This is a genomic window from Methylophaga frappieri (assembly GCF_000260965.1).
Classification (GTDB): Bacteria; Pseudomonadota; Gammaproteobacteria; order Nitrosococcales; family Methylophagaceae; genus Methylophaga; species Methylophaga frappieri.
In genome coordinates this window covers 1073739-1097626 of the sequence record NC_017856.1, presented here as the reverse complement: position 1 = coordinate 1097626, position 23888 = coordinate 1073739, and the positions used below count along the sequence as shown (strand labels likewise).

Genomic DNA, 23888 nt, shown 5'->3' with positions numbered 1-23888 from the left:
AGCCGAACGTGGTCTCAACCCAAACGACTTGTCCCTATTGTGGCGTCGGTTGCGGCGTTGTTGCGGCACCGCAAACGGATGGCAGTGTCCTTATCAGTGGTGATACAACGCATCCTGCCAATTTTGGTCGACTCTGTTCTAAAGGCTCGGCGCTGGGCGAAACACTGGCGCTGGATAATCGACTTTTGGCACCGAAGGTGGCCGGACAAACTGTCGATTGGGATACCGCGCTGGACAAAGTAGCCATCGAGTTTTCCCGTATTATTGAAGAGCATGGACCGGATGCGGTTGCCATGTATGTCAGCGGCCAGATCCTGACTGAAGATTATTATGTGGCCAACAAATTCATGAAAGGCTTTGTGGGTACGGGCAATATCGATACCAATTCCCGACTTTGCATGTCGTCAGCAGTAGCTGCTCACAAACGGGCCTTTGGCAGTGATACCGTGCCCGGTAATTACGAAGATCTGGAACAGTGCGACTTGCTGATCTTAACCGGCTCCAATCTGGCCTGGTGTCATCCGGTGCTGTTTCAGCGGATTAGCGCGGCCAAAGAGGCCCGACCAGAGATGAAAATCGTGGTTATTGATCCGCGTAAAACAGCGACTTGCGACATGGCCGACCTACACTTGTCATTAAAGCCGGGTAGTGATGCGTTCTTGTTTAACGGGTTGTTGCATTACCTCAAGGATAGTGACGCACTCGACTGGGAATACATCGAAGCGCATGTGGAAGGATTTGCTGCGACGCTGAACATGGCCAAAAAAACGGCCGGTAGTGTTCCAAAAACAGCAGCGAGCTGTGAGCTTGCCGAGTCCGATGTGGCCGATTTCTTTCGGTTATTTGCGACTACTGACAAAGTGGTCACCGTGTTCTCTCAGGGGGTTAATCAATCTGCGACGGGCACAGACAAGTGCAATGCCATTATTAATTGTCATTTAGCGACGGGCCGTATTGCCCAGCCAGGAATGGGGCCGTTTTCCATTACCGGTCAACCCAATGCAATGGGCGGCAGGGAGACGGGCGGTCTGGCTAATCAGTTGGCTGCCCATATGGAGATCACGAATCCCAGCCATCATGACAAAGTTTCTCGCTTTTGGCAGACTAACAGGCTGACCCAAACTGCCGGGGCAAAAGCGGTGGATATGTTTGCCGATATTGCGTCGGGCAAAATTAAGGCTATCTGGATCATCGCCACTAATCCGGTGGTCAGTTTGCCCGATGCGAGTGCAGTCAAACGGGCATTGCAGCAATGTGAATTTGTGGTGGTCAGCGATTGTGAAGCACAGACCGATTGCACCGAGTTTGCCGATGTCCTGCTACCGGCGCTCGCCTGGGGCGAAAAAGACGGCACGGTTACCAATTCGGAACGACGCATTTCAAGACAAAAATCATTTTTGTCAGCGCCGGGTGGTGCCCGTGCCGACTGGCAGATCATCGCTGATGTGGCATGCAGAATGGGCCATGAAACGGCGTTTTCTTTTGATAGTGCCTATGAGGTGTTTCGCGAACATGCAGCCTTGTCAGGATTTGAAAATGCTGGCAGTCGGGACTTTGATATCAGTGGTTTGTCCGCAATAGCCAAGTCTGATTACGATGCCCTGTCGCCAATCCAGTGGCCGGTGACCGGTGACAATAAAGTCGGTACGGCAAGGATGTTTAGCGATCATCACTTTTATACCGACAGTGGTAAAGCGCGAATGTTACCCATTACGCCTGAGTTACCGCAGTTACTGGATCCGGAAAACTTTCCACTGATTCTGAACACCGGCAGGGTCCGAGATCAGTGGCACACCATGACCCGCACCGGTCGGGTTGCCAGACTGGGTACGCATACGCCAGAGCCAGTCATCGAAATGCATCCCCGAGATGCGGCACGCTGGCAATGTGCGGACAAATCTCTGGCAGTACTGGAAAGCCCACATGGCCAGTTTATTGGTCGGGTACAATGCAATGAAGGACAACAGCCCGGCAGTGTGTTCGTGCCTATACACTGGAATGGACAATATGCTGCAGATGCCGTTGTCGCAGCGCTGGTGCCTGCGATAACCGATCCGTTATCAGGTCAGCCACAGGCCAAACAAGCCGCTGTATCGATTCGTGATTTCAAAGCTAAATGGCATGGTTTTATTTTATCTCGCCAGCCGATAGCGTTACCTGTGACGAGTTACTGGGTAAAAGTAAAGGGACAGCAATTTTGGCGCTATGAATTAGCAGGCGAGCAATCTCTACTCCAACCCGGACATTGGGCACAAAAAGTCATCGGCGAAGAGGGCGAATGGCTGGAGTTTACCGATAGTCGTGCCGGTCGCTTCCGGGCTGCAAAAATCATCAATGATCAATTGCAGGCCGTTGTCTTTATTGGCCCGGATCATCATTTGCCTGACCGGCAATGGCTGAGTCAGTTGTTTACCTCTGAAACACTTGATACACGTCAGCGTCAGAGCTTGCTGATGGGCAAAGCGCCGGGTGTGCAGGAAGATGCCGGTGCCATGGTGTGCGCCTGCTTTGGTGTGGCAGAGCAACGTATTTGCAACACTATCCGTGAGCAACGTTTGCAAACGGTAGAGCAGATTACCGCTGCCTGCCAGGCCGGGGGAAATTGTGGTTCTTGTATTCCCGAGTTACGACAAATTTTAGCGCGCACCAAACTTGATGGTGCGCATTAAACAGAACTGACGCCTGGTCAGAGCCAGCAAGGTCGTTGGCAACGCAAGTTTTAGCAAAGTCGCTGGAAAATAATGGTAATGATGCCATGCTTTATAGTCGTTAAAGCATGGCTTTTTTGTATGTAAAGGAAAAGCGCATGTCATCTTCTTTATTGAGACATTTATTCGGTGCCCTGATTCTCTCAGGCAGTAGTTTTCTGATCGCGCCAGTTCAGGCGGAAACCACATTTTTAGAGGCACTGACTACTGGAAAATTCAATTTTTCAGCGCGTGCCAGATACGAGTCGGTTGATCAGGATAATACGCTGGAACAAGCTGATGCCTTTACTCTCCGAACTACATTAGGGTATCAAACCGCCCAATTCAAAGGCTTTGCAGCCTATCTGGAACTGGAAGATGTCAGTCATATTGGTGGTGAACAATTTAACAGTACCAGCAATGGAAAGACTGGCTACTCAGTCATTGCGGATCCAGATGGAACGGAGCTTAATCAAGGCTATGTGAGTTTTCAGGCCATGGAGACGCTCTTTAAATATGGTCGTCAGAATATCACTTACCGTGACGCCCCGTTTCATCGCTTCGTGGGAAATGTACTGTGGCGACAAAATCATCAGACATTTGATGCGTTCACTTTGCAAAACACCAGTCTGCCAGACACAACACTACATTATGGTTATATTCATAACGTCAATACTATCAACGGTGAGGATTTTGATGGCGGCATCACAAAAAATGGCAATATTGATTTACACGGTCATTTAATCAACCTGCAATACACAGGATGGTCAGTGGCCAAACTGGAGGGATATGGCTATTTTTTGGACTATCAGGATGTTGAGTCACGCTCATCAAAAACCCTCGGGGTGCGTCTCAGTGGCAGCAGACCATTGTCAGAGTCATTGTCGCTGGTTTATACACTGGAGTATGCCTCGCAGGACGGGTTTCGCGGTGGCAATATGGCCAGACAAAACTATGGACTGGCAGAATTGGGAGGTAAATATCAAGGATGGTTGGTCAAACTGTCGCATGAGGTACAACAAGGTGATGGACAGTTTAGCTTTACCACGCCGCTGGGCACAAACCATGCTTTTCAAGGCTGGGCAGATCAATTCCTGACTACGCCGGTTCAAGGGCTGAAAGATACCTATGTGACATTGGCTGGGTCAGTTTTAGGCGCCAAGTTAGTGATGGTCTACCATGATTTTGAAACGGATTTTGCCAGTCTTGATGCCGGTAATGAGCTGAATGTCTTGCTCGAAAAAACGATTGCCAGTCACTATACCATTGGTCTCAAATATGCGGATTATCGTGCTGATAAGACGTTTGCCTCACGCGTTGATACCGAAAAAATCTGGTTGTATGGCATGGTTAAATTCTGACCCCATTTCAAAGCCGGCATTCGCCGGCTTTTTCTTTGCACAAAAATAGTGCGATTTACCATCTGATGCACCGTCTTGATAAGCGATATTGGCTATGGGTGTTTTGTAACATATTGAAATTATTAAATTAATTATATGGCATGCCTTATGCTTTAATAATCTCGGTGACTACGAGGAGGGCCAAAAATGGGCTATATAGTCGATGGATACTTCCTGTGCCGGGAATTATTTAGGCTGTCGTTGTTAGTATTAATTTCGCCGCTTGGTTTGGCAGCGGCACTTCTGTTGAGCTGGGATTCCTGAGGAATGCAAAACTTACCTGATACTGGCGCACCGTTGCGCACGATACTCATCAGTGATGCGCCAAAACTAACGGCAATCGTTGAAAATGCGTTGTATCAAACACCTTACGCGGTGAGCTACCAAGCCAACAGCTTGTCACAGGTTGCTGCCGCAGAAGTGGTTGATCGGCCGGTCATGTTATTGATTGTCTGTGAAGCACTGAGCGCTGATTTAATTACCTTGATCTCAACGTTGCTCAAGCAACATCCACTACCGGTTGTTATTTTTACCCAGACTTATGATGCGGTGCTGCAACAACAAGCTATTCAAGCCGGGGTCAGCGCATTTGTGGTTGACGGCTTGCAGCCGCATCGGATTGTGCCTGTATTGTCGATGGCGCGCAGTCGTTTTCAGCATCAGCAAAGAATGCTCGGTGAATTGCAAGACTTACAGACACGTCTGGCAGATCGCAAAATCATTGACCGCGCAAAAGGCTTGCTGATGCAGCAGCGCCAGTGTAGTGAGGATGAAGCATACCGATTACTGCGCACTACGGCGATGAACAAAAATATGCGACTAGCCATGCTGGCACAACAGGTGTTGACCGGTGCTAACCACTTGGAAAATGCCACCTCCGTTTTGTAAAACGAAGAGTCGTGATTGTCAAAATGGCATGCTGAATGCAAGCTAACACGGAGCGCAAAGTTCACCAGATCTGGCAACTTATTGTGGGCTGTAATGCTGTCTCAATGGCAACGTAGGCCTTGTTTTTTGTGCATCACGCTGGTGCGAATGATTGACTATTGCTTTAAACAAGTGCATTACATGCCTGTTTTATATTTTTAAATGTTAATAAAATCAAGGTGTTAAGTGTTGGCATGATTCCCGCTTAAGTGACAAAACCGATTTTGGTAAATCTGTGAAAGAGAGAGTCATGTCAGCATCTAAACTTAAGCTTTTATCTTTTAGCGGTAACAGTCGTATTTTACACCTCACCTGGATCGCTTTTTTCATCACGTTTGTTGTTTGGTTTAATCACGCGCCATTACTGGTGTCGATTCGAGAGGCATTGGGGCTGACGGATCAACAGTTAAAAACCTTGTTGATTTTGAACGTCGCGCTCACCATACCGGCACGAATTGTCGTCGGTATGCTAGTCGATAAATACGGCCCCAAAATCATGTACACCCTGTTATTGGGTATTTCCAGTGTGTTGTGTTTCTTTTTTGCCATTGCCGACAGTTTTGAACAAATGGCGCTGGCCCGTTTTTTACTCGGTTTTGTCGGTGCCGGATTCGTTATCGGGATTCGCATGATTTCAGAGTGGTTCCCGGCAAAACAGGTTGGGCTTGCTGAGGGAATTTACGGTGGTTGGGGTAATTTTGGCTCTGCCGCGGCGGCGATGACCCTACCGACACTAGCCTTGTTGTTCGGTGGTGAAAATGGTTGGCGCTACGCTTTGGCGACCACCGGTGCGATGGCGCTTGTCTATGCGTTTATCTATTACAACAGCGTCTCGGACACGCCGAAAGGCTCAACTTATTTCAAACCCAAAAAATCGGGTGCGATGGAAGTGACCAGTAAACTGGATTTCTTTTTGTACATTGTCATGAGTATGCCGTTGTACGGTGCGCTGGCGTTGCTCGCCTGGAAATTATCGCCAGCCGGTGTCTCACTGTTATCGGCACCTATTACCCAAGCGGTATATGTCGTGCTGGCGTTACTGTTTGCCTATCAGATTTATCATATTTGGCAAGTCAATAAGACCATTTTTCACACGCCGGTGCCGCAAATTCATCAATATAAATTTAAACAGGTTGCCGTATTGAACCTGGCTTATCTGGCTACATTCGGATCTGAGCTGGCGGTGGTTTCAATGCTGCCACTATTTTTCAGTGATACCTTTAATATCAGCCCGGTTCAGGCGGGTTTGTTGGCCTCTGGTTTTGCGTTTATGAATCTGGTCTCTCGACCAACAGGGGGCTACTTCAGTGACAAACTGGGCCGTAAACGGACGTTGACTATTTGTCTGAGCGGTTTAGCCTTTGGCTACTTTGTCATGGGCTTGATTACGCCGGAGTGGTTTCTGGTATTAGCGGTATTGGCAACGATGATGTGTTCGTTTCTTGTTCAGGCGGGTGAAGGCGCCGTCTTCGCAGTTGTCCCGCTTGTGCAACGTCGTTTAACTGGGCAGATCGCTGGCATGGCTGGGGCTTATGGCAATGTCGGTGCGGTTTTGTTCTTGACCGTGCTATCAGTGGTCTCTGCACAAACGTTTTTCTGGGTTATTGCGGCCACCGCAATTGTAACGCTGTTTGTGGTGCAATTCATGGATGAGCCACGTGGCCAAATGGCGGAAGTACTTCCTGATGGTACAGTACAGATGATTGATGTTCATTGAGGCATAAGGAATTGGTTGCACTTGCTGTCAGATACGGTCAGCAATCACTGGCCGGTGCGAAAGCAGAAAATCAGGATGCGCTGGGTTGTCTGGTACCAGACAACCCGGTCATGCTGGAAAGTAAAGGCATTGTTTGTGCATTAGCTGATGGTATCAGTAGTAGTGAACGTGCCAGGCAGGCCAGCCACGCGGCGATAACCGGTTTTGTTGAAGACTATTTCAGCACACCGGATAGCTGGTCGGTAAAGCAGTCTGGTGGCAAAGTTTTGACCGCAATTAATGTCTGGCTGTGTGGCCAGGGCCAGCATTTTCGCGACAGCAGCCGCGGTTGGGCAACGACGTTTTCCGGGCTTATTCTGAAATCCAGTACTGCGCATCTATTCCACGTTGGCGATGCTCGAATTTACTTGTTGCGAGGCCAGTCTCTGGAGCAACTCACGGCCGATCACCGTATTCGGATTAGTGATGAGCGCGCATATCTGGGACGTGCTTTAGGCGTCGATTATGCGTTGGATATTGACTACAAATCGTTACCAATTGAGGCTGGTGATTGTTTCGTATTGCTGACAGATGGTGTGCATGAATGGTTGAGCGATGCGGAATTAAAGCATTTATTGTCAGAGAAAGCCGATCTACAGGAGTTGGCGGAACATATCTGCCAACAGGCATTAGCGCGAGGCAGCGATGATAATCTCAGCTGTCAGTTGGTTGAAGTCACGCAAGTGCCCCAGCCGGATGCTGATGAAGCGTTTGCCCGCCTTACTGCCTTGCCATTTCCACCAGAATTATATGAAGGTGTGATTCTTGATGGCTACCGTGTCATTAAAACGCTGCATGCCAGTTCCACCAGTCAACTCTATTTGGCGATAGACACGGATAACGGCAATAAAGTAGTGTTGAAAACACCGTCTGTTAACTTTGAAGATGACCCGGCTTATCTGGAGCGCTTTCAACTGGAAGAATGGATTGGCCGACGCATCGATCATGCGCATGTGGTTCGTGTCATTGAGCAGCAACGCCCGCGCCGATTTTTGTATTACGTTCTCGAGTATGTTGAGGGCAGAACACTGGAGCAGTGGCTGGATGATGAGGGCAGCCTGAGTTTACAGACAGTCCGTCAGATATTGCCACAGATTATTTCCGGGTTACGCGCTTTTCATCGGCTGGACATGCTGCATCAGGATATTAAGCCAGCAAATATTTTGATGACGGATGATGGTGTGTTAAAGATAATCGATTTTGGTTCAACAAAAATTGCCGGTATCGCTGATATTGTTTCGCCGGTGGAGCGACAAGCATTGCTTGGTACTAGACACTACTCGGCGCCCGAGTATTTGCGGGGTGAACCAGGCAGTCCACAATCCGATCAGTTTTCTTTGGGGATATTGGTTTATCAGCTTTTGAGCAATCGGTTGCCCTTCGGTGAGGCCTACGCCAAAATCCGCCATCCACAGCAACTAAACCGATTGCAGTATCAGTCACTTAGTGAGTATCAAGGCGATATTCCACATTGGGTGGATAAAGCGATTCGGCGCACTGTGGCAATGAACCCAGAACGGCGTTATGAGGCATTGTCTGAGTTTGAAGCCGATATCAAAAAACCGAACCCGAGTTATCTACATGAAGAGCGGCCACCACTGTTAGAGCGTAACCCGCTGGCCTTTTGGCGGACTTTCAGTCTGCTTCTGGTTTTGAGTAATTTACTGCTGTTGTACTTGTGGCTGACTGTGGCAAGTGCCACCTCAGTAGCGCTGGATGCGGAGCAAGTTGAAATGTTTGATAACTGGTTTGTTGAACACCGTCATGCTCTCGCGTCAGAAGTCGGCCAGATGACATCGACCGCAGCGTCGAGTGGATTAGTTAAAGGGATGCCCATCAACTTAAGCTGTTCGCAGCTGCAGATGCGTCAACCAATGTCGTTGACCAACGCTGGCGTCTAAGCAAGGCTGATATCATGAAAGCTAACACACCAAACAAACCGTTAACCTCACAGAATCAGAATACACCGTTAAATATGGCGGCAACATATCGGGGCTTACAGTTGGTCAGCCACTTCCAGCCGATCTTAAGTGTCTCTCACCGTCGTCCAGTTGGCTTTGAAGGGCTAATCCGAAGCCGAGACAGCCGCGGCCATTCGTTATCGCCGGCGGTGTTATTAAATCTGCCACAAACCAGCGAAGCGCATCTGTCTTTGGACAGGCTTTGCCGGCGCTTGCATATGCACAATTTTGCCAGACAAGTGCAAGATGAAAGCTGGTTATTTTTAAACTTGAATGCACAGTCTCTGGTAGAGCAACAGCCTGATGTCGGCTTTATGCAGTCTTTGTTTACACAAACTGGATTACCGGCACATCGAATGGTCATTGAAATTCTGGAGAGTGAAATCCACGATCGCGTTTATCTCAGGTGGCTAATTGCACACTTCAGAGAAATGGGGTGTCTGATTGCGATTGATGATTTTGGTGCGGGGCATTCCAATTTTGATCGTATTTGGGAGCTGGAGCCGGATATCGTCAAAATAGATCGCAGCCTTATCCAAAGTGCCAGTCACTCGAGTCGAGTGGAGCGGATTTTGACAGGTATCGTTTCCTTGATTCATGAGGCCGGTAGCTTGGTAGTGATAGAGGGCGTTGAATCCGAACGGGAAGCGCTGATTGCGATAGCCGCCAATGCTGATATGGTGCAAGGATTTTATTTTGCTAAACCGAGACCGGATTTGTATCCCGCCGCAGATTATATTGATGCCATCGATGACTTATTAGCCAAACAACGATCTCAGCGTTTTAAAGCTAGCTATCAGCATAATCAGGATTTTAAAAAAATCGAAACCTTGTTTCGTCAGGCGACCAGCCACTTTGCCATAAGTAATGCCTTTGATATCAGCTGTAATCTGCTTTTTCAGGAGCGTCGGGCAGTACGATGCTATCTGCTGGATGAGGCCGGTTACCAAATGGCGCGAAACATTTATTCGCCTTTTTATCAGCAACAGCTGGATAAACGTTTTACGCCTTTGATATCAGGAGATAACGCCAATTGGTCACATAAACACTATCATTTTCGCGCGATAGAAAACCCGGGGCAGATACAGGTGAGCCGCCCTTATTTATCGGTAGCAGATTCGCGCATGTGCATTACGGTATCGCAAACCGTGGTAGTGGATGATCGGTTATTTGTATTTTGTTGTGATTTGGACTGGCAGGATGATTAGCAACAATTGGGGCAGGGATGAACGAGTCGATACTGGAAGTACTCTATAAATACCGTCGGTTTTTATTACCGCTGGGTTTGGTCATGGTCATGGATATTCTGTTGCTGGCCATGAACTATGCGATTACGGCACAGCTTGAAGCATCATCTCTAAATATTAATATTGCCGGACGGCAACGCATGTTATCTCAACAAATCAACCAATCTCTACTGCATATCGAGCGGATACAAGCGCGTGGGGAAGGGGGCGATGATGCTGTTTATCAAGATTTAACAAATGCGGTCAGCTTATTTGATGAAACGCTGCGTGGCTTTTTGGAAGGCGGCGAGGTAACGGGTGCTGATGGTCAACGCAGCCGTATCGAGCCATTACAAAAAAGTGCCGCAAGATTACTTTTAAATGATGCGGCTCAGCTATGGATGCCGGTGCAGCGTTCGCTTGCCAAGGTTACATTGGAGCCAGAAGCAATCTCGGCAGTGATAGACAATGTGCTGACCGTCAATCGATCATTATTAATCATGATGAATGATTTGACCAATCATCTTGAAGTGCAGGCAAAGCAACAAACCTATCAACTGCGCGGCTTACAGACCATTGTCGTGATGCTGATTCTGATGTCATTCAGCTTGGCGATCTATCGGTTGATTCGACGTGAGCAGTATTTTGGCAAACTGATGGAGAAAAGTTCTGACATTGTCCTGGGTATTAATGCGGCGAACAGACGCATCACCTTTATCAGTTCCTCGGTCAAACGATTATTACAACATGATGAGTCCTATTATCTCGGACAAAGTTTTGACCGGCTGTTTAGCCCACAATCACAAGCACAAGTTGCCCATCTGTTGCTGTTAGTAAAACGTCATAAACCGTTGCCCTATCAACGTTGTGAAGTGCAATTGCATCGTGCGGATGAGGAGCTGATCGATGCCGAAATGCTGCTGCAAGTAACGCGAAGTGAGGATGGCCGCTCCACAGAAATCAGTGCGGATATTCGTGATATTTCAGATCGCAAACAGTTGGAAAAAGCGCTTACGGAGCAAGCCCATACTGATAGCTTGACCAGTTTGCCCAATCGGACGCAGTTTACTATCCGTGCGACGCAGATCTTGCAGCAGGCGCGGCGACAAGGGCGATCGGTGGCGATTATGTTTGTTGATCTGGATAATTTTAAGGCCATAAATGATGACTATGGGCACCATATTGGTGATGCCTTGCTCAAAGCCGTGGCAACCAGACTCGCCGGTAGCTTGCGTGCCGCAGACAGTGTTTTCCGTTTTGGCGGAGATGAATTTGTCGTGTTGCTTGATGATGTCCCCTCGCAGGCCAGTATTCGATTGGTTGGCAACAAGATCATCCGTGCCTTATCAGATATTTTTGTGATCGAAGAGCAGCGCTGCCAGATTGGCGCCAGTATTGGGGTTGCTTGTTTCCCAAGGGATGGGGGAGAAGTCGAAAAACTGTTGAAAATGGCTGATAAAGCCATGTATCAAGTCAAACAAACCGGTAAGAGTGCACTGGCGTTTGCCAGTACGCCTGAACTTTAGGTAGTCAGCCTGGCGTTAATGAGTTTTTGTATCGCAGTCGATTGAGTGCGTTTGGAACGATGGCGCTTTGCTTGGCCTTTTTGAATCCATTCCTGAACAATTAAAAGCAAGGTCAGAAAAAATAAAATACTGAGTGATAATCCTCGAATCAAACCAATCAATAAAGCTGACATAGTGCATCTCCAGTGATAATGAGATGCAGCTTATCAATCGAATATGAATTTTCGCTTACAAAAAAAGGCCGGTGACAGTTACCACCGGCCTTTTTACAGAAAAATAATTTAATGAAGCGGTAAAAAAGTCATTTCACCAGCTTTCATGTCGGGTACCAACAAGTGTTTGCCATCAGCTGATAAAGCAATATCTGCTGCCGATACAAAATCATCTCGCATTAGTAATGGTGTGGCTTTGGGTTCACTCAATTGCCAGACTTTGCCATTCGCCCAGTCACTGACATAGAGCTGACCGTTACTGTCTCTAACCAGGCCATCCGCACCACCAAAGCCTTGATTCACTTTTTTGATAGCGCCGCTGCTAAGGTTGAGTGTGAACAAATCACCCGTACCAAAGTCCGCAACCAGTAACTGATTGACGCCGTTATTTAGCAAACCATTTGGCCGCTTGATACCAGATTTATCGCTAATCACTTCAGTGACTTTGCCTTCTGGCGTAACACGATAAATACCGGCATGTTTGCCATCATCATCGCCGCTATCTGAGACGAAGATATTACCTTTGCCATCAATTTCAACATCATTTAAAAAGACGGGTTTACCCGGAAAATCTGCTGCGCGAGCCAGTATCTCAGTTTTGCCATCCAAACTGATTTTGACCAATTGATCGACATCGGCAACATACAGGTGGTGGTTGAATAAATCGATGCCTTTGGGATCATTGAGGTTATCAGCCAACGTTTGCGTGCTGCCATCAGCGTTTAGCCGTGTCACTTTGCCATCACCAGCTTTGCCAAACTCGCCGATTTCAGTGATATAGATATTACCATTTGGCGCGGCAATGGCCGATTCTGGCATGACCAGATCAGTTAATGGCTTGGACTGGCTGGTGCTGGTTTTGACCACCGCTTTTTCCATGTTTTCGCCATAGCTGATGCGGTAGATCACACCATTGTAGTCGTCTGACACCAATAACGAACCATCTGGAAGTTGTAACACGTCTGTTGGGCGTCCCCATGCCTCGCCGTCATTTAGCCAGCCGTCAATAAAAGTTTCTTGACCAGTGACGTTATGATTGTCATCAAACGTGACTCTGACCAGAGCATAACCTACGGGCTCGGTGCGATTCCAGGAGCCATGCTGGGCAATAATGGCATCGCCTTGATAGGTATCAGGAAACTGTTTGCCGGTATAAAACTTGAAACCGAGATTGGCAGTATGTGCTTGAAACTCGGCAACCGGAAACGTCACGTCGGTTGGAACGGCTTTATCTGCCCAATCTTTATGACGCGCATCACCGCCAGCGTAATAGGGAAAGCCAAAATGCTGTCCAATTTGTGAAGCGGCATTCAACTCGCCTGGCGGGTTATCATCACCCATCATGTCGGTATTATTGTCGGTAAAGAACAGCGCTCCGGTTTCTGGTTGAAAATCCATGCCTACCGAGTTACGCACCCCTTCAGCATAAATTTCGGCATCGGAACCATCTGGATTCATACGAATAATCGTGGCTTCATAGCCATTCACGTCGCAAATATTACACGGTGCACCGACAGTCACATAGAGCTTGCCATCAGGACCAAAAGCAATATAGCGCCAGCCATGGTGACCTTTATCAGGCAAGTCTTCAAAAATCACTTCGCGCATATCAGCAAAAGGTAAGCTCAAATCAAAACCTGGCGCCGCATAACGCGCGATTCGGTTTTGCTCTGCAACGTAAAGATTGCCCTCAAACATCGCTACGCCATTTCCGACTTTCAGATCATCGAGAATGGTGACCACTTGATCAGCTTTGCGATCTTTGTCTTTATCAACAACGGCATAGACCTGTTTATTACGGGTGCCAACAAAGACCGTGCCGGTGGATTGGCCCAATGCCATTTGTCTGGCATTGGGGACTTCTGCATAGATTTCGACGTTAAAGCCCTCTGGCACGTTCAATTTATGCAGGTTTTTTTCTGCATCAGTGGTATCTGCCAAGACATTTGCAGATAGCATTCCGATAGCGGAAAAGAGCAGTCCGCTTAATGTTTTACGAGTAGCATTCATAACAACTCCTGTTTGAGAGAGAAACATAAGAGAATCGAGGGGGGCGCAGATTATCTTGCCGCGAACCATATCCAGTCCGGCGACAATATTTGCCATTGATGAAAAACGTGATGATTCATTCAATACGGGCAGTTTGATTAGTTAACACATGTTTGAACATTAAATGGATGAAAGCCCGTATCGGGGCGACATTTTGTTGCATTTTGGCGCGCAAAATAGCGCCTTGCCAGCCAGACAGCAGAAACTCCGCGAGTGCGCCAATATCGGCATCATCCGGTAATTCGCCGTCATGAATTGCAGCTTGCAAACAGCGGCTAAACTGTTGTTTCCAGGTTTCAAAAACGGCATCCAAACGAGACCGAAAGGTTTCATTTTGAGAGGAGAGTTCTTGACCGAGTGTGCCAATCAGACAGCCGCGTTTGCACTGACCCGCCTCGATCCGTTGCAAGCCGGCTTCTAGATAATGGCGGATACGCGTTATTGGCGAATGCTGAGTATTCAGTAAAAAAACTATCAATCAATTCGCTGTACTCCGCTGCCGTTTCGTCAATGATGGCAAGGCCAAAATCTTCTTTGCTGGCAAAGTAATAATAGAAAGACCCTTTGGGGACGCCGGCCGTTTGCAAAACAAGGTTAAGCCCGGTTGGATTAAAGCCTTGCTCGCTAATGACGCACGTACCGACGTCAATCAAATGTTTACGCGTTTCTGTTCGAGTCATTCTAAGTAGACCAGTCGTCTAGTGATGAAAGCATAATAGACCAATCGTCTAGTTAGTGCAAGGCGAGGGGTTTTTCCCGAATTCATCATCTCAGAATCAGCGCTTATATTTACCTGTGAATGAATATGTTAAGTTTCGTAATGAAATTGCCTTGTGAGCTTGGACTAAACTGCCAGTTAAACGCGACAGAGCTGAGTCTCACTGTTAGGTCACGAAAACAGCGAGTTCAGCACTAACAAATGACGGTGATCAGTTCGCTTAACAAAGAAATAGGTAAGGAGTCAAAATGACGCAAAGTACAACATTGAGAGAGATTGTTGGTCTTGGCCATAAGCCGGCGAATCTGGCTGATGCGGCGTTAATCATGATTGACTGTCAAAATACTTATCGTCAGGGGGTGATGCAATTGACAGATGTTGAACCGGCATTGGTACAAGCGCAAAAATTATTGGCACGGGCTCGAGATATGCAAGTGCCGATAATTCATATTCAACATGATGCCGGGCCGGGGTCTCCCTATGATTTGGAAACCGATCTAGGGCAAATTGCCGATGAAGTTGCGCCGCAGCCGGGTGAAATCGTCATTACCAAACATTTCCCCAATGCGTTTATTCAGACGGAATTGGATGAGCGGTTAAAAACATTGGGTATCGATCAAATCGTACTGGCTGGCTTTATGACCCATATGTGTATCAATTCGACCGCGCACGGTGGATTTAATTTGGGTTATCAGGTAACCGTGGTGGCTAGTGCGACGGCGACGCGTGATTTACCTGACGCATCAGGTCAAATTGTTCCTGCCGAACAGGTTCAACATGCCGCTTTGGCATCAACGCGTGATTTGTATGCTGCTGTCATTAACTCGATAGCAGATTTGCCGGCTTAACTAGGATGATGATTAGCATGTTTCGTATCAAACTTGCGCTAATGACGGCGTTATTAACTTGGTCAACCGTTAGCTTGGCAAAAGATATCGAATGGCCGATTTATGGTGGCGATATTTACCACCATCGGCATAGCCCGGCTATTCAGGTAGATCCGGTTAATGTCCGTGCTTTACGTCCGGCCTGGACCTTCGATAGTGGGATTTCGGCTGCCTTTCAAGCAACCCCCGTGGTGGTTGATGGGGTGATGTATTTATCACTGCCTTACAACCACGTCGTGGCGCTTGATGCGACCAATGGAAAGCAACTTTGGCGATATGAACATCAGCTCGTGGCCGATCATCAATCATGCTGTGGACCAGCAAATCGCGGTGTCGCCGTTGCCGATGGTAAGGTATTTATGGGCACCATAGATGCTCGATTGATCGCGCTGGATGCAGATGATGGCTCGGTTATTTGGGATCGCGATGTCGTTGGCGAAAATCGGGGTATTCAGGAAGAAACAGATGGTATTGGTGAGCAATTTGGTGAAGCTACGGGTACGTCTGGTGTGGGTATCAACATGGCGCCTGTCATTTATGACGGCAAGGTTATTATTGGCATCACCGGGGTTGGCTATGGTTTGCATCTGGATGCGCCCGACGCAGACGCGCCTTTAGGCGCAGTGGTGGGCATTGCTGGCGAATATGGGCGGATGGGTTTTCTAGCTGCCTTTGATATGAATAATGGCAAAAAAGTCTGGCAATTCGACACTATTCGCCATAAAAACTGGCAAGGCGAGTTTACCGCGGTGACCGAAGATGGCGTCAATTTGCCCAGAGATATCGCGACAGAAAAAGCGACTTTGGCAGACCATCAAGATGCCTGGCGTTATGGCGGCGGATCGGCGTGGAGTACGCCGGTTATTGATAAACACACGGGTATCCTGCATTTTGGCACCGGTAACCCTTCACCACAAATGGAAGGCAGTTCTCGACCGGGCGATAATTTGTACACCAGCTCGTTGCTGGCAGTGGATGCCTCGACCGGCGCTTATCGCTGGCATTACCAGCAGGTACCGCATGATAACTGGGGCTATGATGTCGCTAGCCCACCAGTACTATTCAATATTACGGTCAATGGTCAGCCTGTTCCGGCTATTGGGCAGGCGGGTAAAACGGGCTGGTTTTATGTTCACGATCGTCGTAACGGCCGCTTTTTGTACAAAAGTGAAGCATTTGTTCCTCAACACAATATGTTTACGCTACCAACACAAGACGGTAATTTGCTGTATCCCGGCGTATTGGGTGGGGCCAACTGGTCGCCGGTTGCGCTCGATGAAAACAAGCGTCGTGTCTACATTGCCGCGGTGCATTGGCCAGTTGAATACAAGTTACACGAACGCCCTGCGGCAGATGGCAAACCGGCGCAAAAATATTCGTCCATGGCACCGGTGGATGCCAAACAAAGTTACGGGCTACTGACCGCGATTAATATCGATACCGGCAAGATTGTTTGGCAACATCAATCTGACAATCCTTTGATCGGTGGTGTGTTGAGTACCGAAGGTGGTCTGGTATTTACCGGGGAAGGCAAAGGTGAATTAATGGCCTTCGATGCCGATAATGGTGAAAAACTCTGGGCGGGCAAGACGCAAGCTGGCGTTAATGCACCACCCATCACCTATCAAATTGACGGCAAACAATATATTGCTGTCGCTGCCGGTGGCAATAAGTTGTTTGGTTATCCGACAGGGCAGAAATTACAGGTCTGGGCTTTACCCTAAAGCGAATTTACTATCGATAAATAATATCGCTGCGTAAAGGCGCTAACCGAGCGATTAGCCGGTTTTGAGCGGGATGCGGCACGCCAGATTGTTCCAATGCGTTATAAAGTAAATCTACGACCCGATTAAAGTCATGCTCATTGATATCCATGCCGACATGAATATCGACCATATTGTCGCCGGTATATGCGCAAGGCCCATCACTGATATGGCAAAAGTGCTCAGTAATTTTTTCACGAAACCGACTGACGTGGCTGTCGGCAAAATAGGGCAAAATAACCGGGTCGTGACCAATCTGATTGATAAAATGACTGACAATTTGGTCAATTCCTTCCGCGCCACCTAAGTCATCATAAAGCGTGCGTTGTTTGGGTTGCGAAGCACAGCCGGAAAGCGCCAGAATTAATAACGTAACAATCGCTGACCGCATCAGAAATACCCTGTGACAGAAACATAAGTCCCACGTTGAGAACGCGCGCCGGCAATCTCACCCATATCTAATAAGGCCCCGGTGACACTCAAGTATTTATTAGGAAACCAGGCAACAAACAGGTTATGCCAGTCATCTTCCTGTAAACCAAGATTATCGGGCTTTTGTCGGTATTCGACCCCGATAGCGAAATGCCGGCTGAACAAAACCGCAGTAGAGGCCTCCAGATGCCACTGGCGATCATCTCCTCCATTAACACTGCCAAAACCTAACAGCCCGGTCTGATTAGCATTGGTATTTCTAGCGGTAAGATTCCAAAACAAGTTATAGCCGGCCGCCGCACCCAAATGAAGTTTGCTGGCGGCAATATAAAAATCGGTGCCGCTGTCCTCTTTGGCACCAAGCAGATCGGCGACCAGCGGATCATCCAGTTGTTTATATTGCAGACCAGCACTGACTTGCGGCCAGTCGCTATAAACTACATCGCCATATAACCGGATTTTTGCGCCCAGAACACGTTGTTCAATATTTAAATCCAGTGCATCAACGTGAAACTGCTGTTCGGCAAGAGATAACTCCACCCGATCATACAACCCAATCTGAGCACCACAGACATTCAAGTGATAGTCATCAAGGTTACCGCGACTGCAAAATACATTGCCGCTGATCTCATCCCGGCTGGCATATCCAGCCAGCTGGGCCCAAGGAACAAAACCACCACCGGCAGCCCCCTCAATTTGTGATACGCCGGGTGTTGCCAGTAATTTACCATCTGCTGCCGATAAAACGGGACTAAACAGAACCAGCAGAACTAGGTTGATCCGAGTCATAAAATTTTTCTAACCATAAAAGTAATTGATCTGCCGGCATGGGCCGGCCCAAATAATAACCCTGTACTGAATCACAGCCCATGGCCGTTAACAATTGTAAGCTAGCGGCATTTTCAACACCTTCAGCAACGACTTTCAGATTGAGTTCACGTGCCATGGTAATCGTAGAGCGCACAATACTTTGATCTTTTGCTGATGTATCCAGGTTGAGTATAAAAGCTTTATCCAACTTGATTTCGTTGATGGGCAGTACTTTCAGCTTTGCCAGCGCAGATTGGCCAATGCCGTAATCATCCAGAGAGATACGGAATCCCCTGTTTTGTATTGACAGCAATGTTTGCGTTGCGGTCTTTTCGTCTTGCAAAATATCTCTCTCGGTAATTTCGATAGTGCAATATTTTGGGTTGACGCCAATGTTATCGACCGCATTTTCCAACATCTGACAAAAGGCAGGGTTGCAGACATCCTCTGCGGAAACATTAATTGCAACTTGTAACATCACACCACGTTGGTGCCATTGTCTCGCTTGATGCAACGTTGCATGAATTACCCAGCGCGTGATGTCGCTAATCAAACCGGCCTGCTCAGCAAGTGCAATAAAAGTATCCGGTGGCACAAATCCTTTTTCGGGATGCTCCCAGCGCATGAGCGCTTCGACACCGATAATTTGCTGATCAAGTATCCGCATTTTGGGCTGAAAATTGAGTTTAAAGCCCTTGCCTTTTTGTTTTAAGGCGAGGTTTAGCGACTCAATCAAGGCAAACCGTTCCAGTCTCGCTTCATCCAATCCTTGTTCGTAATGATAAATACGTAGCTGATGGCTACGTGCATAATCCGCAGAAAGTCGGGTGCGACGCAGCAAGCTCAATGGCTCATCTGCATCATCAGGGTAAACAGCAACGCCGCAGTGATATTGCATATGAATGGTAATTTCCTGTTCCCGAATTGGCATTTCCAGTTGATACAGCAATTGGTCAATCAGTGGCTGCTCGCTGCGACCAGGCGGTAATTGATAAATGACAATAAACTCAATACCTTCCATACGGGCAACCAGATGTTTGCCGGGGCAGGGCAGATCGCGAATACGATTGGCGATAATCCGCAAACAGTTATCAGCGAGATCAGGCCCTAGTCGATCATTCACCTGCCGAAAATTACCGATATAAAACGTAATCAGCACTGCACGTTGCAGTTCACTTAAAGTATTTGTCAGTGTCGAGCGAAGCTTTTCGGCATTAAACAGGCCGGTCAAGTGATCGTGTTCAGCCTGATACCGAATACGTTCTTCGCGACTGGCAACTTGATTTCCCATGACATGTAAGGCTTCAGACAAACTGCGTGTCTCACTGGAGCCTTGATGTTCTGTTACGGCATGTCGATAATCGCCTTGGGCAAACTGTTTTGCCAAGTTGACCAAACTGGCTAACGGCTTGGTTAACTGACTGGCCAGATAACTGCCACTCAAAATGGCGAGAATAAAGATCGATAAAGCAATAACGATAATTCTCAATGCCAGCGCGTCATATTGGTTATAAATCGGTCGTAGATCGTGAGTCAAAATGAGGCTGACAGGGTTATTCACACTGGTCATCGTCGCTAATTCCGTGTGAATTAATTGCGGTCGATTAATTAAAAACCAGGAAGTTTCAGTGTGATCTAACACGCTCTTGTGGCTCATACCAGCCGTGATATTAGGTAGCGTACTGGTAACGACCTCATTATTGACCAGAAAGGTTAATTCTTTCAGTGTCAGCTTGTGCAACTTCTCCAGAATCGGCTCATCGACTTGAAAACCAATCAAAGCGTAGGCAATTGGTCTCGGCGCCAGCACCGGTTGCATGATGATTTGATACACCGCATTATCCATCCAGATTAACTGCGACTTTTCGGGTGTGGCATTCAAGCCAGAAAAAATCTCCCTGAACTGCGACGCCGAAACCTTAGTCTGGGATGAGGAAGCGATAGGATCGCCATTGCGTTGGCTGAGCAATAACACATCCGCATCAATACGATTTCGGTGATTTTCCAGCATACTGGCAATGGTATTGCGATCTGATGTCGCGACCGCTTGTTTAAAACCAAAATCTGCAGTCAGCACACGTGCTGAAGTCATCAGCAAGGCTTCACGGGATTGTGCATACTCGTCAAGAATTTCAGTCGCTTTCTGTATGTCTTGGCGAATCTGTTGATTATTAAACTGCTCAGCTGACCACCAGGCCGTAAATTGGATCACACCAGTGGTAACCAGTACCACGACAAGTAACAATAACGAGATCTGATTGTAGAGGCTAAGGTTGGAAATTCTCACCGAAAGTATCTTTGAAGGTATCTCGCGGCGGTGGCGGCATCACATCCACTGTTACCTGATAACGCCCCTCACGGGTTTGATTAAGTTGGCCCAAATCGTAGTGAGTTAACTGCTCTGGGCCAGTTGTTTGATGCGCATGCCAAACACTGACACGTTGAATATCATCAGCAAAGTGAGCAAGTCCATCCTCATTGGTTGTCTCAACCCGTTTATCGCCAGCAACGTAAATGTAACCCACCATGGTGTCATGGATATTACAACCCAGTACAACGACGCCATGCTGATCAAACCGAACAGGTTGTTCGGGTTTGTCTGCATAAAGCTTTAACTCAAACGCTTTGGCCTTGGAAAAAGAATAAACATGATGACGAATATTGTCGCTGTTCGGAAAATCAACCAGCTGACCTTGCTGAATAACCAATTGATCTGGCACGAACGCTTTATCAATCTGATCAACAATCGCAATATCATCAGTGTTTTCAACGGTGGGTTGTGTGTCTGCAATCTCAATAACTGCATCGGCTAATGGAGCGCCATGCTGGTCAGTCACAGCGATAGTCACCGTTGCAGACAGGATAGTGCTGTTTGCTAACAGGGCTGATGCAAACAGAAGGCGGCAGGGCGACATTAGATAGCTTTCTCAAAATTAAATTGCACACTTCTAAATCTACAGAAATTGCCTATCAGCTTCAACTTTAGTGCGAATTAGTTGCGGCATAGCCGATTGCTATACCAACAGTGTGTCACATGGTATCTTGCCTTAAATCAAAACCTGGCGAGGTAGCGGAAATGGAGTTTTCCCATATTTACGAGCTGGATAATTATTTTAAAAAGCATCGTTACCCGGTTCCGCTTAATGACATCCTCAACCATTTTGGCTACGGCAAAAACACGTTTCACCGAATTCGTACCCATATGTGCGACTATCTTGGTGCCCCCATCAAAAACAAACGCGGTCGGGGCTATTACTACGACCTGAAATCAGGGGAAACCTTCGAACTGCCCGGCTTATGGTTTACCGACAAAGAAATGGTGTCATTGGCACTGCTGGAACAGATAAGTCAAAGCCTGCAACCACCGCTTGTCAAAGAATTACTGCATCCCGTGACACAGCGCTTACAGGCGCGTTTGCACAAACAAAGCATTAACGATCAGGACTGGCAAAACAGAATCAAAGTAACCAGCCAGTGGCAAAGACAATGCGAACCGACATTTTTTACTGAAATTGCCTTTTCACTATTAACCCGAAAGCAGCTGCAAATCAGCTACTGGCAATGGCAAACTGATCAGATAGACACCCGAATAATCAGCCCGCAACGACTCGTTTATTATCGGGACAACTGGTATCTGGATGCCTGGTGCCACAAACGTGACGCATTGCGCACTTTTTTACTCGATAATATCCAGCAGATACAACGCCTGAAAAACCAAGCGATAGATATTCCATTCTCAACACTGGATAACCATGTTATGCCGGGTTACGGCATTTTTGCAGGCAAAGTCAAAGATATCGCAACACTCAGGTTTTCCAAACCCATCTCCAAACGCGTCAGCCGGGAAAACTGGCATCCCGATCAACAGGCTGACTGGACCGCAGAGGGCAACTACCTGCTCTCCATTCCCTACAGCGATAACCGAGAACTGATACGAGATATCCTCCACTTTGGTAGCGAGGTGGAAGTGTTGTCCCCAGCGGATCTTCGCGAAGACATTGCTCAGGAAATACAAAAAATGCAGAAAAATTATCGTTAAGTATCAGGTTTTGGGACTTAAGTCGTGCAGGATGAATTTCCCGACCCTAGGAATCATGACAATGGAGAGAAGAAACTTAATCAAGAGCTTGATAGCACTGGTGACTGTTCCAGCATTTGTCAGAGCAGAAGAAAGCAAAAAGGAAAAAAAGCCTGTTGCTCCAACACTCACCCATCGCAGGCTTTCAATATTATCAAGGCGAAGCGGCATGGTCAGAATTGAAACAAGGTCAACTGCTCCGTCTACAACGCGAAGCCGATAACCCCTATGAAAAACGCGCCGTTGCTGTTTACCGAAATGAAACCAAGCTGGGTTGCCTGCCGCGTGACTGTGGCAGTTCATATATGAAGCAGTTTTACCTAATAACACAATAAGCGAATAGAGATGTTTTGCATATCTATATTGGAATGATGATGGAAGCATTAACCGATTTAAAAGCGATTTTACACTCCAAACGAGCCAATATTTATTATTTGGAAAAATGCCGGATCATGCAAAAAGATGGTCGAGTGCTTTATCTCACCGAAGAGAAAAATCAAAATCAGTATTGGAATATTCCCATCGCCAATACAACGTGTTTGCTACTAGGTACGGGCACTTCAATTACTCAGGCAGCAATGAGAATGCTGGCATCGGCGGGCGTGTTGGTCGGTTTTTGTGGTGGTGGGGGCACGCCATTGTTGATGGCAAATGAAATTGAGTGGCTTTCTCCTCAAAGTGAATACCGACCAACAGAGTACATCCAAGGATGGATGCAATTCTGGTTTGAAGAAGAAAAACGCCTTGAAGCAGCAAGGGCGTTTCAACAGCAAAGGATTAAATTTCTACAGCAGGCATGGAAAAAAGATCGAGATTTGAAAACGGAAGGTTTCAGTATTACCGATCCCACATTACAAACTGCACTCGAAAACAGCTTAAAGAAAATCAATATCGCGAATAATGTTGGGAAACTTTTACAGGCCGAAGCGGAGCTGACAAAGCAACTCTATAAATTTGCTGTTCGCATAACTGGCTACAGTGATTTTACCCGTGAACGCGAAGCCGCAGATCTGGCTAATATATTTCTCAATCATGGTAATTACCTGGCCTATGGCTTGGCTGCAACAACGCTATGGGTGTTGGGCATTCCACACGGCTTTGCTGTTATGCATGGTAAAACCCGGCGTGGCGCGTTGGTATTTGATATTGCTGATTTGGTGAAAGATGCATTGATTTTGCCTTGGGCATTTATCTGTGCGAAAGAAAAAAGCACAGAACAAGAGTTTCGTCAGCAATGTTTACAAGCCTTTACCGATCATAACGCCTTGGAATTTATGTTTGAACAGGTCAAAAGTGTGGCATTGAAAGATGATTGGGAAAAGAGGGGCGTTCCTTGTCCCTCCATAGAGGCTCTGCCTGTGCGGCAGTGAATATATAAACAAACTTCTTATATTTCTAAGCTGCCTGTGCGGCAGTATTCATACAATAACAGAATTAATATTTATTAAACAAACTT

General features: G+C 47.3%; 19 protein-coding genes and 1 pseudogene. 12 read left to right on the top strand and 8 right to left on the bottom strand.

From position 1 onward, the window contains the following. Window positions 1–8 precede the first annotated feature (8 nt). The 7 genes from Q7C_RS05090 (at window position 9) to Q7C_RS05060 (ending at window position 11483) form a co-directional block, all read left to right on the top strand. Window positions 9–2669 carry a nitrate reductase gene (locus tag Q7C_RS05090; RefSeq protein WP_014703642.1) on the top strand — a complete coding sequence of 887 codons (2661 nt, stop codon included), beginning with the start codon at window positions 9–11 and terminating at the stop codon, window positions 2667–2669. A 137-nt stretch (window positions 2670–2806) separates the two neighbouring features. After that, window positions 2807–4048 (top strand): hypothetical protein, encoded by a 1242-nt coding sequence (locus tag Q7C_RS05085; protein ID WP_014703641.1) that lies wholly within the window; start codon window positions 2807–2809, stop codon window positions 4046–4048. A gap of 306 nt (window positions 4049–4354) precedes the next feature. After that, window positions 4355–4975 carry an ANTAR domain-containing response regulator gene (locus Q7C_RS05080; RefSeq protein ID WP_014703640.1) on the top strand — a complete coding sequence of 207 codons (621 nt, stop codon included), beginning with the start codon at window positions 4355–4357 and terminating at the stop codon, window positions 4973–4975. A gap of 289 nt (window positions 4976–5264) precedes the next feature. Beyond that, window positions 5265–6731, top strand: coding sequence for a NarK family nitrate/nitrite MFS transporter (locus tag Q7C_RS05075; protein WP_014703639.1), 1467 nt, complete (start codon window positions 5265–5267; stop codon window positions 6729–6731). Between the two features lie 11 nt (window positions 6732–6742). Next, entirely contained in the window at window positions 6743–8671 is a 1929-nt protein-coding gene (locus Q7C_RS05070; protein WP_014703638.1) for a bifunctional protein-serine/threonine kinase/phosphatase, read from the top strand. Window positions 8672–8685: 14 nt separating this feature from the next. Next, window positions 8686–9939 carry an EAL domain-containing protein gene (locus Q7C_RS05065; RefSeq protein ID WP_014703637.1) on the top strand — a complete coding sequence of 418 codons (1254 nt, stop codon included), beginning with the start codon at window positions 8686–8688 and terminating at the stop codon, window positions 9937–9939. Window positions 9940–9956: 17 nt separating this feature from the next. After that, window positions 9957–11483, top strand: a complete 1527-nt coding sequence (locus Q7C_RS05060; RefSeq protein ID WP_014703636.1) for a diguanylate cyclase domain-containing protein — start codon at window positions 9957–9959, stop codon at window positions 11481–11483. On the opposite strand, the gene Q7C_RS13675 is transcribed toward Q7C_RS05060, so the two are convergent. The 4 genes and pseudogenes from Q7C_RS13675 to Q7C_RS14045 form a co-directional block, all read right to left on the bottom strand. After that, window positions 11480–11656, bottom strand: coding sequence for a hypothetical protein (locus Q7C_RS13675; RefSeq protein ID WP_014703635.1), 177 nt, complete (start codon window positions 11654–11656; stop codon window positions 11480–11482). The genes Q7C_RS05060 and Q7C_RS13675 overlap by 4 nt on opposite strands. A 108-nt stretch (window positions 11657–11764) precedes the next feature. Continuing rightward, on the bottom strand, window positions 11765–13705 hold the full coding sequence (locus Q7C_RS05055; RefSeq protein WP_014703634.1) for a DUF7133 domain-containing protein: 1941 nt from the start codon (window positions 13703–13705) through the stop codon (window positions 11765–11767). Window positions 13706–13820: 115 nt separating this feature from the next. Beyond that, window positions 13821–14222, bottom strand: coding sequence for a TetR family transcriptional regulator C-terminal domain-containing protein (locus Q7C_RS13770; RefSeq protein ID WP_238532347.1), 402 nt, complete (start codon window positions 14220–14222; stop codon window positions 13821–13823). Window positions 14223–14280: 58 nt separating this feature from the next. Then, a pseudogene (locus Q7C_RS14045) lies at window positions 14281–14424 on the bottom strand (TetR/AcrR family transcriptional regulator); the annotation flags it as partial. A gap of 286 nt (window positions 14425–14710) precedes the next feature. Between Q7C_RS14045 and Q7C_RS05045 the strand changes: the two are divergent. Further along, window positions 14711–15310, top strand: a complete 600-nt coding sequence (locus Q7C_RS05045) for a cysteine hydrolase family protein (protein ID WP_014703633.1) — start codon at window positions 14711–14713, stop codon at window positions 15308–15310. A 17-nt stretch (window positions 15311–15327) separates the two neighbouring features. Beyond that, window positions 15328–17073, top strand: coding sequence for a pyrroloquinoline quinone-dependent dehydrogenase (locus tag Q7C_RS05040; protein ID WP_014703632.1), 1746 nt, complete (start codon window positions 15328–15330; stop codon window positions 17071–17073). Window positions 17074–17083: 10 nt separating this feature from the next. On the opposite strand, the gene Q7C_RS05035 is transcribed toward Q7C_RS05040, so the two are convergent. From Q7C_RS05035 to Q7C_RS05020, 4 genes are read right to left on the bottom strand one after another with little or no spacing between them, the layout of a single operon-like run. Then, window positions 17084–17503, bottom strand: a complete 420-nt coding sequence (locus Q7C_RS05035; RefSeq protein WP_014703631.1) for a group I truncated hemoglobin — start codon at window positions 17501–17503, stop codon at window positions 17084–17086. After that, window positions 17503–18333 (bottom strand): DUF3034 family protein, encoded by an 831-nt coding sequence (locus Q7C_RS05030; RefSeq protein WP_014703630.1) that lies wholly within the window; start codon window positions 18331–18333, stop codon window positions 17503–17505. The genes Q7C_RS05035 and Q7C_RS05030 overlap by 1 nt, the downstream gene beginning before the upstream one ends. Next, window positions 18296–20641, bottom strand: a complete 2346-nt coding sequence (locus Q7C_RS05025) for a bifunctional diguanylate cyclase/phosphodiesterase (RefSeq protein ID WP_014703629.1) — start codon at window positions 20639–20641, stop codon at window positions 18296–18298. Before Q7C_RS05025 ends, Q7C_RS05030 begins: the two co-directional genes overlap by 38 nt. Then, window positions 20622–21269, bottom strand: a complete 648-nt coding sequence (locus tag Q7C_RS05020; RefSeq protein ID WP_014703628.1) for a methylamine utilization protein — start codon at window positions 21267–21269, stop codon at window positions 20622–20624. The genes Q7C_RS05025 and Q7C_RS05020 overlap by 20 nt, the downstream gene beginning before the upstream one ends. A 161-nt stretch (window positions 21270–21430) precedes the next feature. On the opposite strand from Q7C_RS05020, the gene Q7C_RS05015 reads away from it, so the two are divergent. The 3 genes from Q7C_RS05015 to cas1f all read left to right on the top strand — a co-directional run bounded on the left by Q7C_RS05015 (window position 21431) and on the right by cas1f (window position 23802). Beyond that, window positions 21431–22393, top strand: a complete 963-nt coding sequence (locus tag Q7C_RS05015) for a helix-turn-helix transcriptional regulator (RefSeq protein ID WP_014703626.1) — start codon at window positions 21431–21433, stop codon at window positions 22391–22393. 155 nt (window positions 22394–22548) lie between these two features. Beyond that, complete coding sequence (locus Q7C_RS05010) at window positions 22549–22767, top strand: HIRAN domain-containing protein (RefSeq protein WP_014703625.1); 219 nt, start codon at window positions 22549–22551, stop codon at window positions 22765–22767. 39 nt (window positions 22768–22806) lie between these two features. Continuing rightward, complete coding sequence (cas1f, locus tag Q7C_RS05005; protein WP_014703624.1) at window positions 22807–23802, top strand: type I-F CRISPR-associated endonuclease Cas1f; 996 nt, start codon at window positions 22807–22809, stop codon at window positions 23800–23802. Window positions 23803–23888 lie beyond the last annotated feature (86 nt).

Coding starts and splice junctions, on each gene's coding strand:
- Q7C_RS05065 (WP_014703637.1), top strand. CDS start 8,686: ATGAAAGCTAACACACCAAACAAACCGTTAACCTCACAGAATCAGAAT.
- Q7C_RS05075 (WP_014703639.1), top strand. CDS start 5,265: ATGTCAGCATCTAAACTTAAGCTTTTATCTTTTAGCGGTAACAGTCGT.
- Q7C_RS13675 (WP_014703635.1), bottom strand. CDS start 11,656: ATGTCAGCTTTATTGATTGGTTTGATTCGAGGATTATCACTCAGTATT.
- Q7C_RS05030 (WP_014703630.1), bottom strand. CDS start 18,333: ATGACTCGGATCAACCTAGTTCTGCTGGTTCTGTTTAGTCCCGTTTTA.
- Q7C_RS05035 (WP_014703631.1), bottom strand. CDS start 17,503: ATGCGGTCAGCGATTGTTACGTTATTAATTCTGGCGCTTTCCGGCTGT.
- Q7C_RS05045 (WP_014703633.1), top strand. CDS start 14,711: ATGACGCAAAGTACAACATTGAGAGAGATTGTTGGTCTTGGCCATAAG.
- Q7C_RS05055 (WP_014703634.1), bottom strand. CDS start 13,705: ATGAATGCTACTCGTAAAACATTAAGCGGACTGCTCTTTTCCGCTATC.
- Q7C_RS05080 (WP_014703640.1), top strand. CDS start 4,355: ATGCAAAACTTACCTGATACTGGCGCACCGTTGCGCACGATACTCATC.
- Q7C_RS05040 (WP_014703632.1), top strand. CDS start 15,328: ATGTTTCGTATCAAACTTGCGCTAATGACGGCGTTATTAACTTGGTCA.
- Q7C_RS05060 (WP_014703636.1), top strand. CDS start 9,957: ATGAACGAGTCGATACTGGAAGTACTCTATAAATACCGTCGGTTTTTA.
- Q7C_RS05020 (WP_014703628.1), bottom strand. CDS start 21,269: ATGTCGCCCTGCCGCCTTCTGTTTGCATCAGCCCTGTTAGCAAACAGC.
- cas1f (WP_014703624.1), top strand. CDS start 22,807: ATGGAAGCATTAACCGATTTAAAAGCGATTTTACACTCCAAACGAGCC.
- Q7C_RS05015 (WP_014703626.1), top strand. CDS start 21,431: ATGGAGTTTTCCCATATTTACGAGCTGGATAATTATTTTAAAAAGCAT.
- Q7C_RS05085 (WP_014703641.1), top strand. CDS start 2,807: ATGTCATCTTCTTTATTGAGACATTTATTCGGTGCCCTGATTCTCTCA.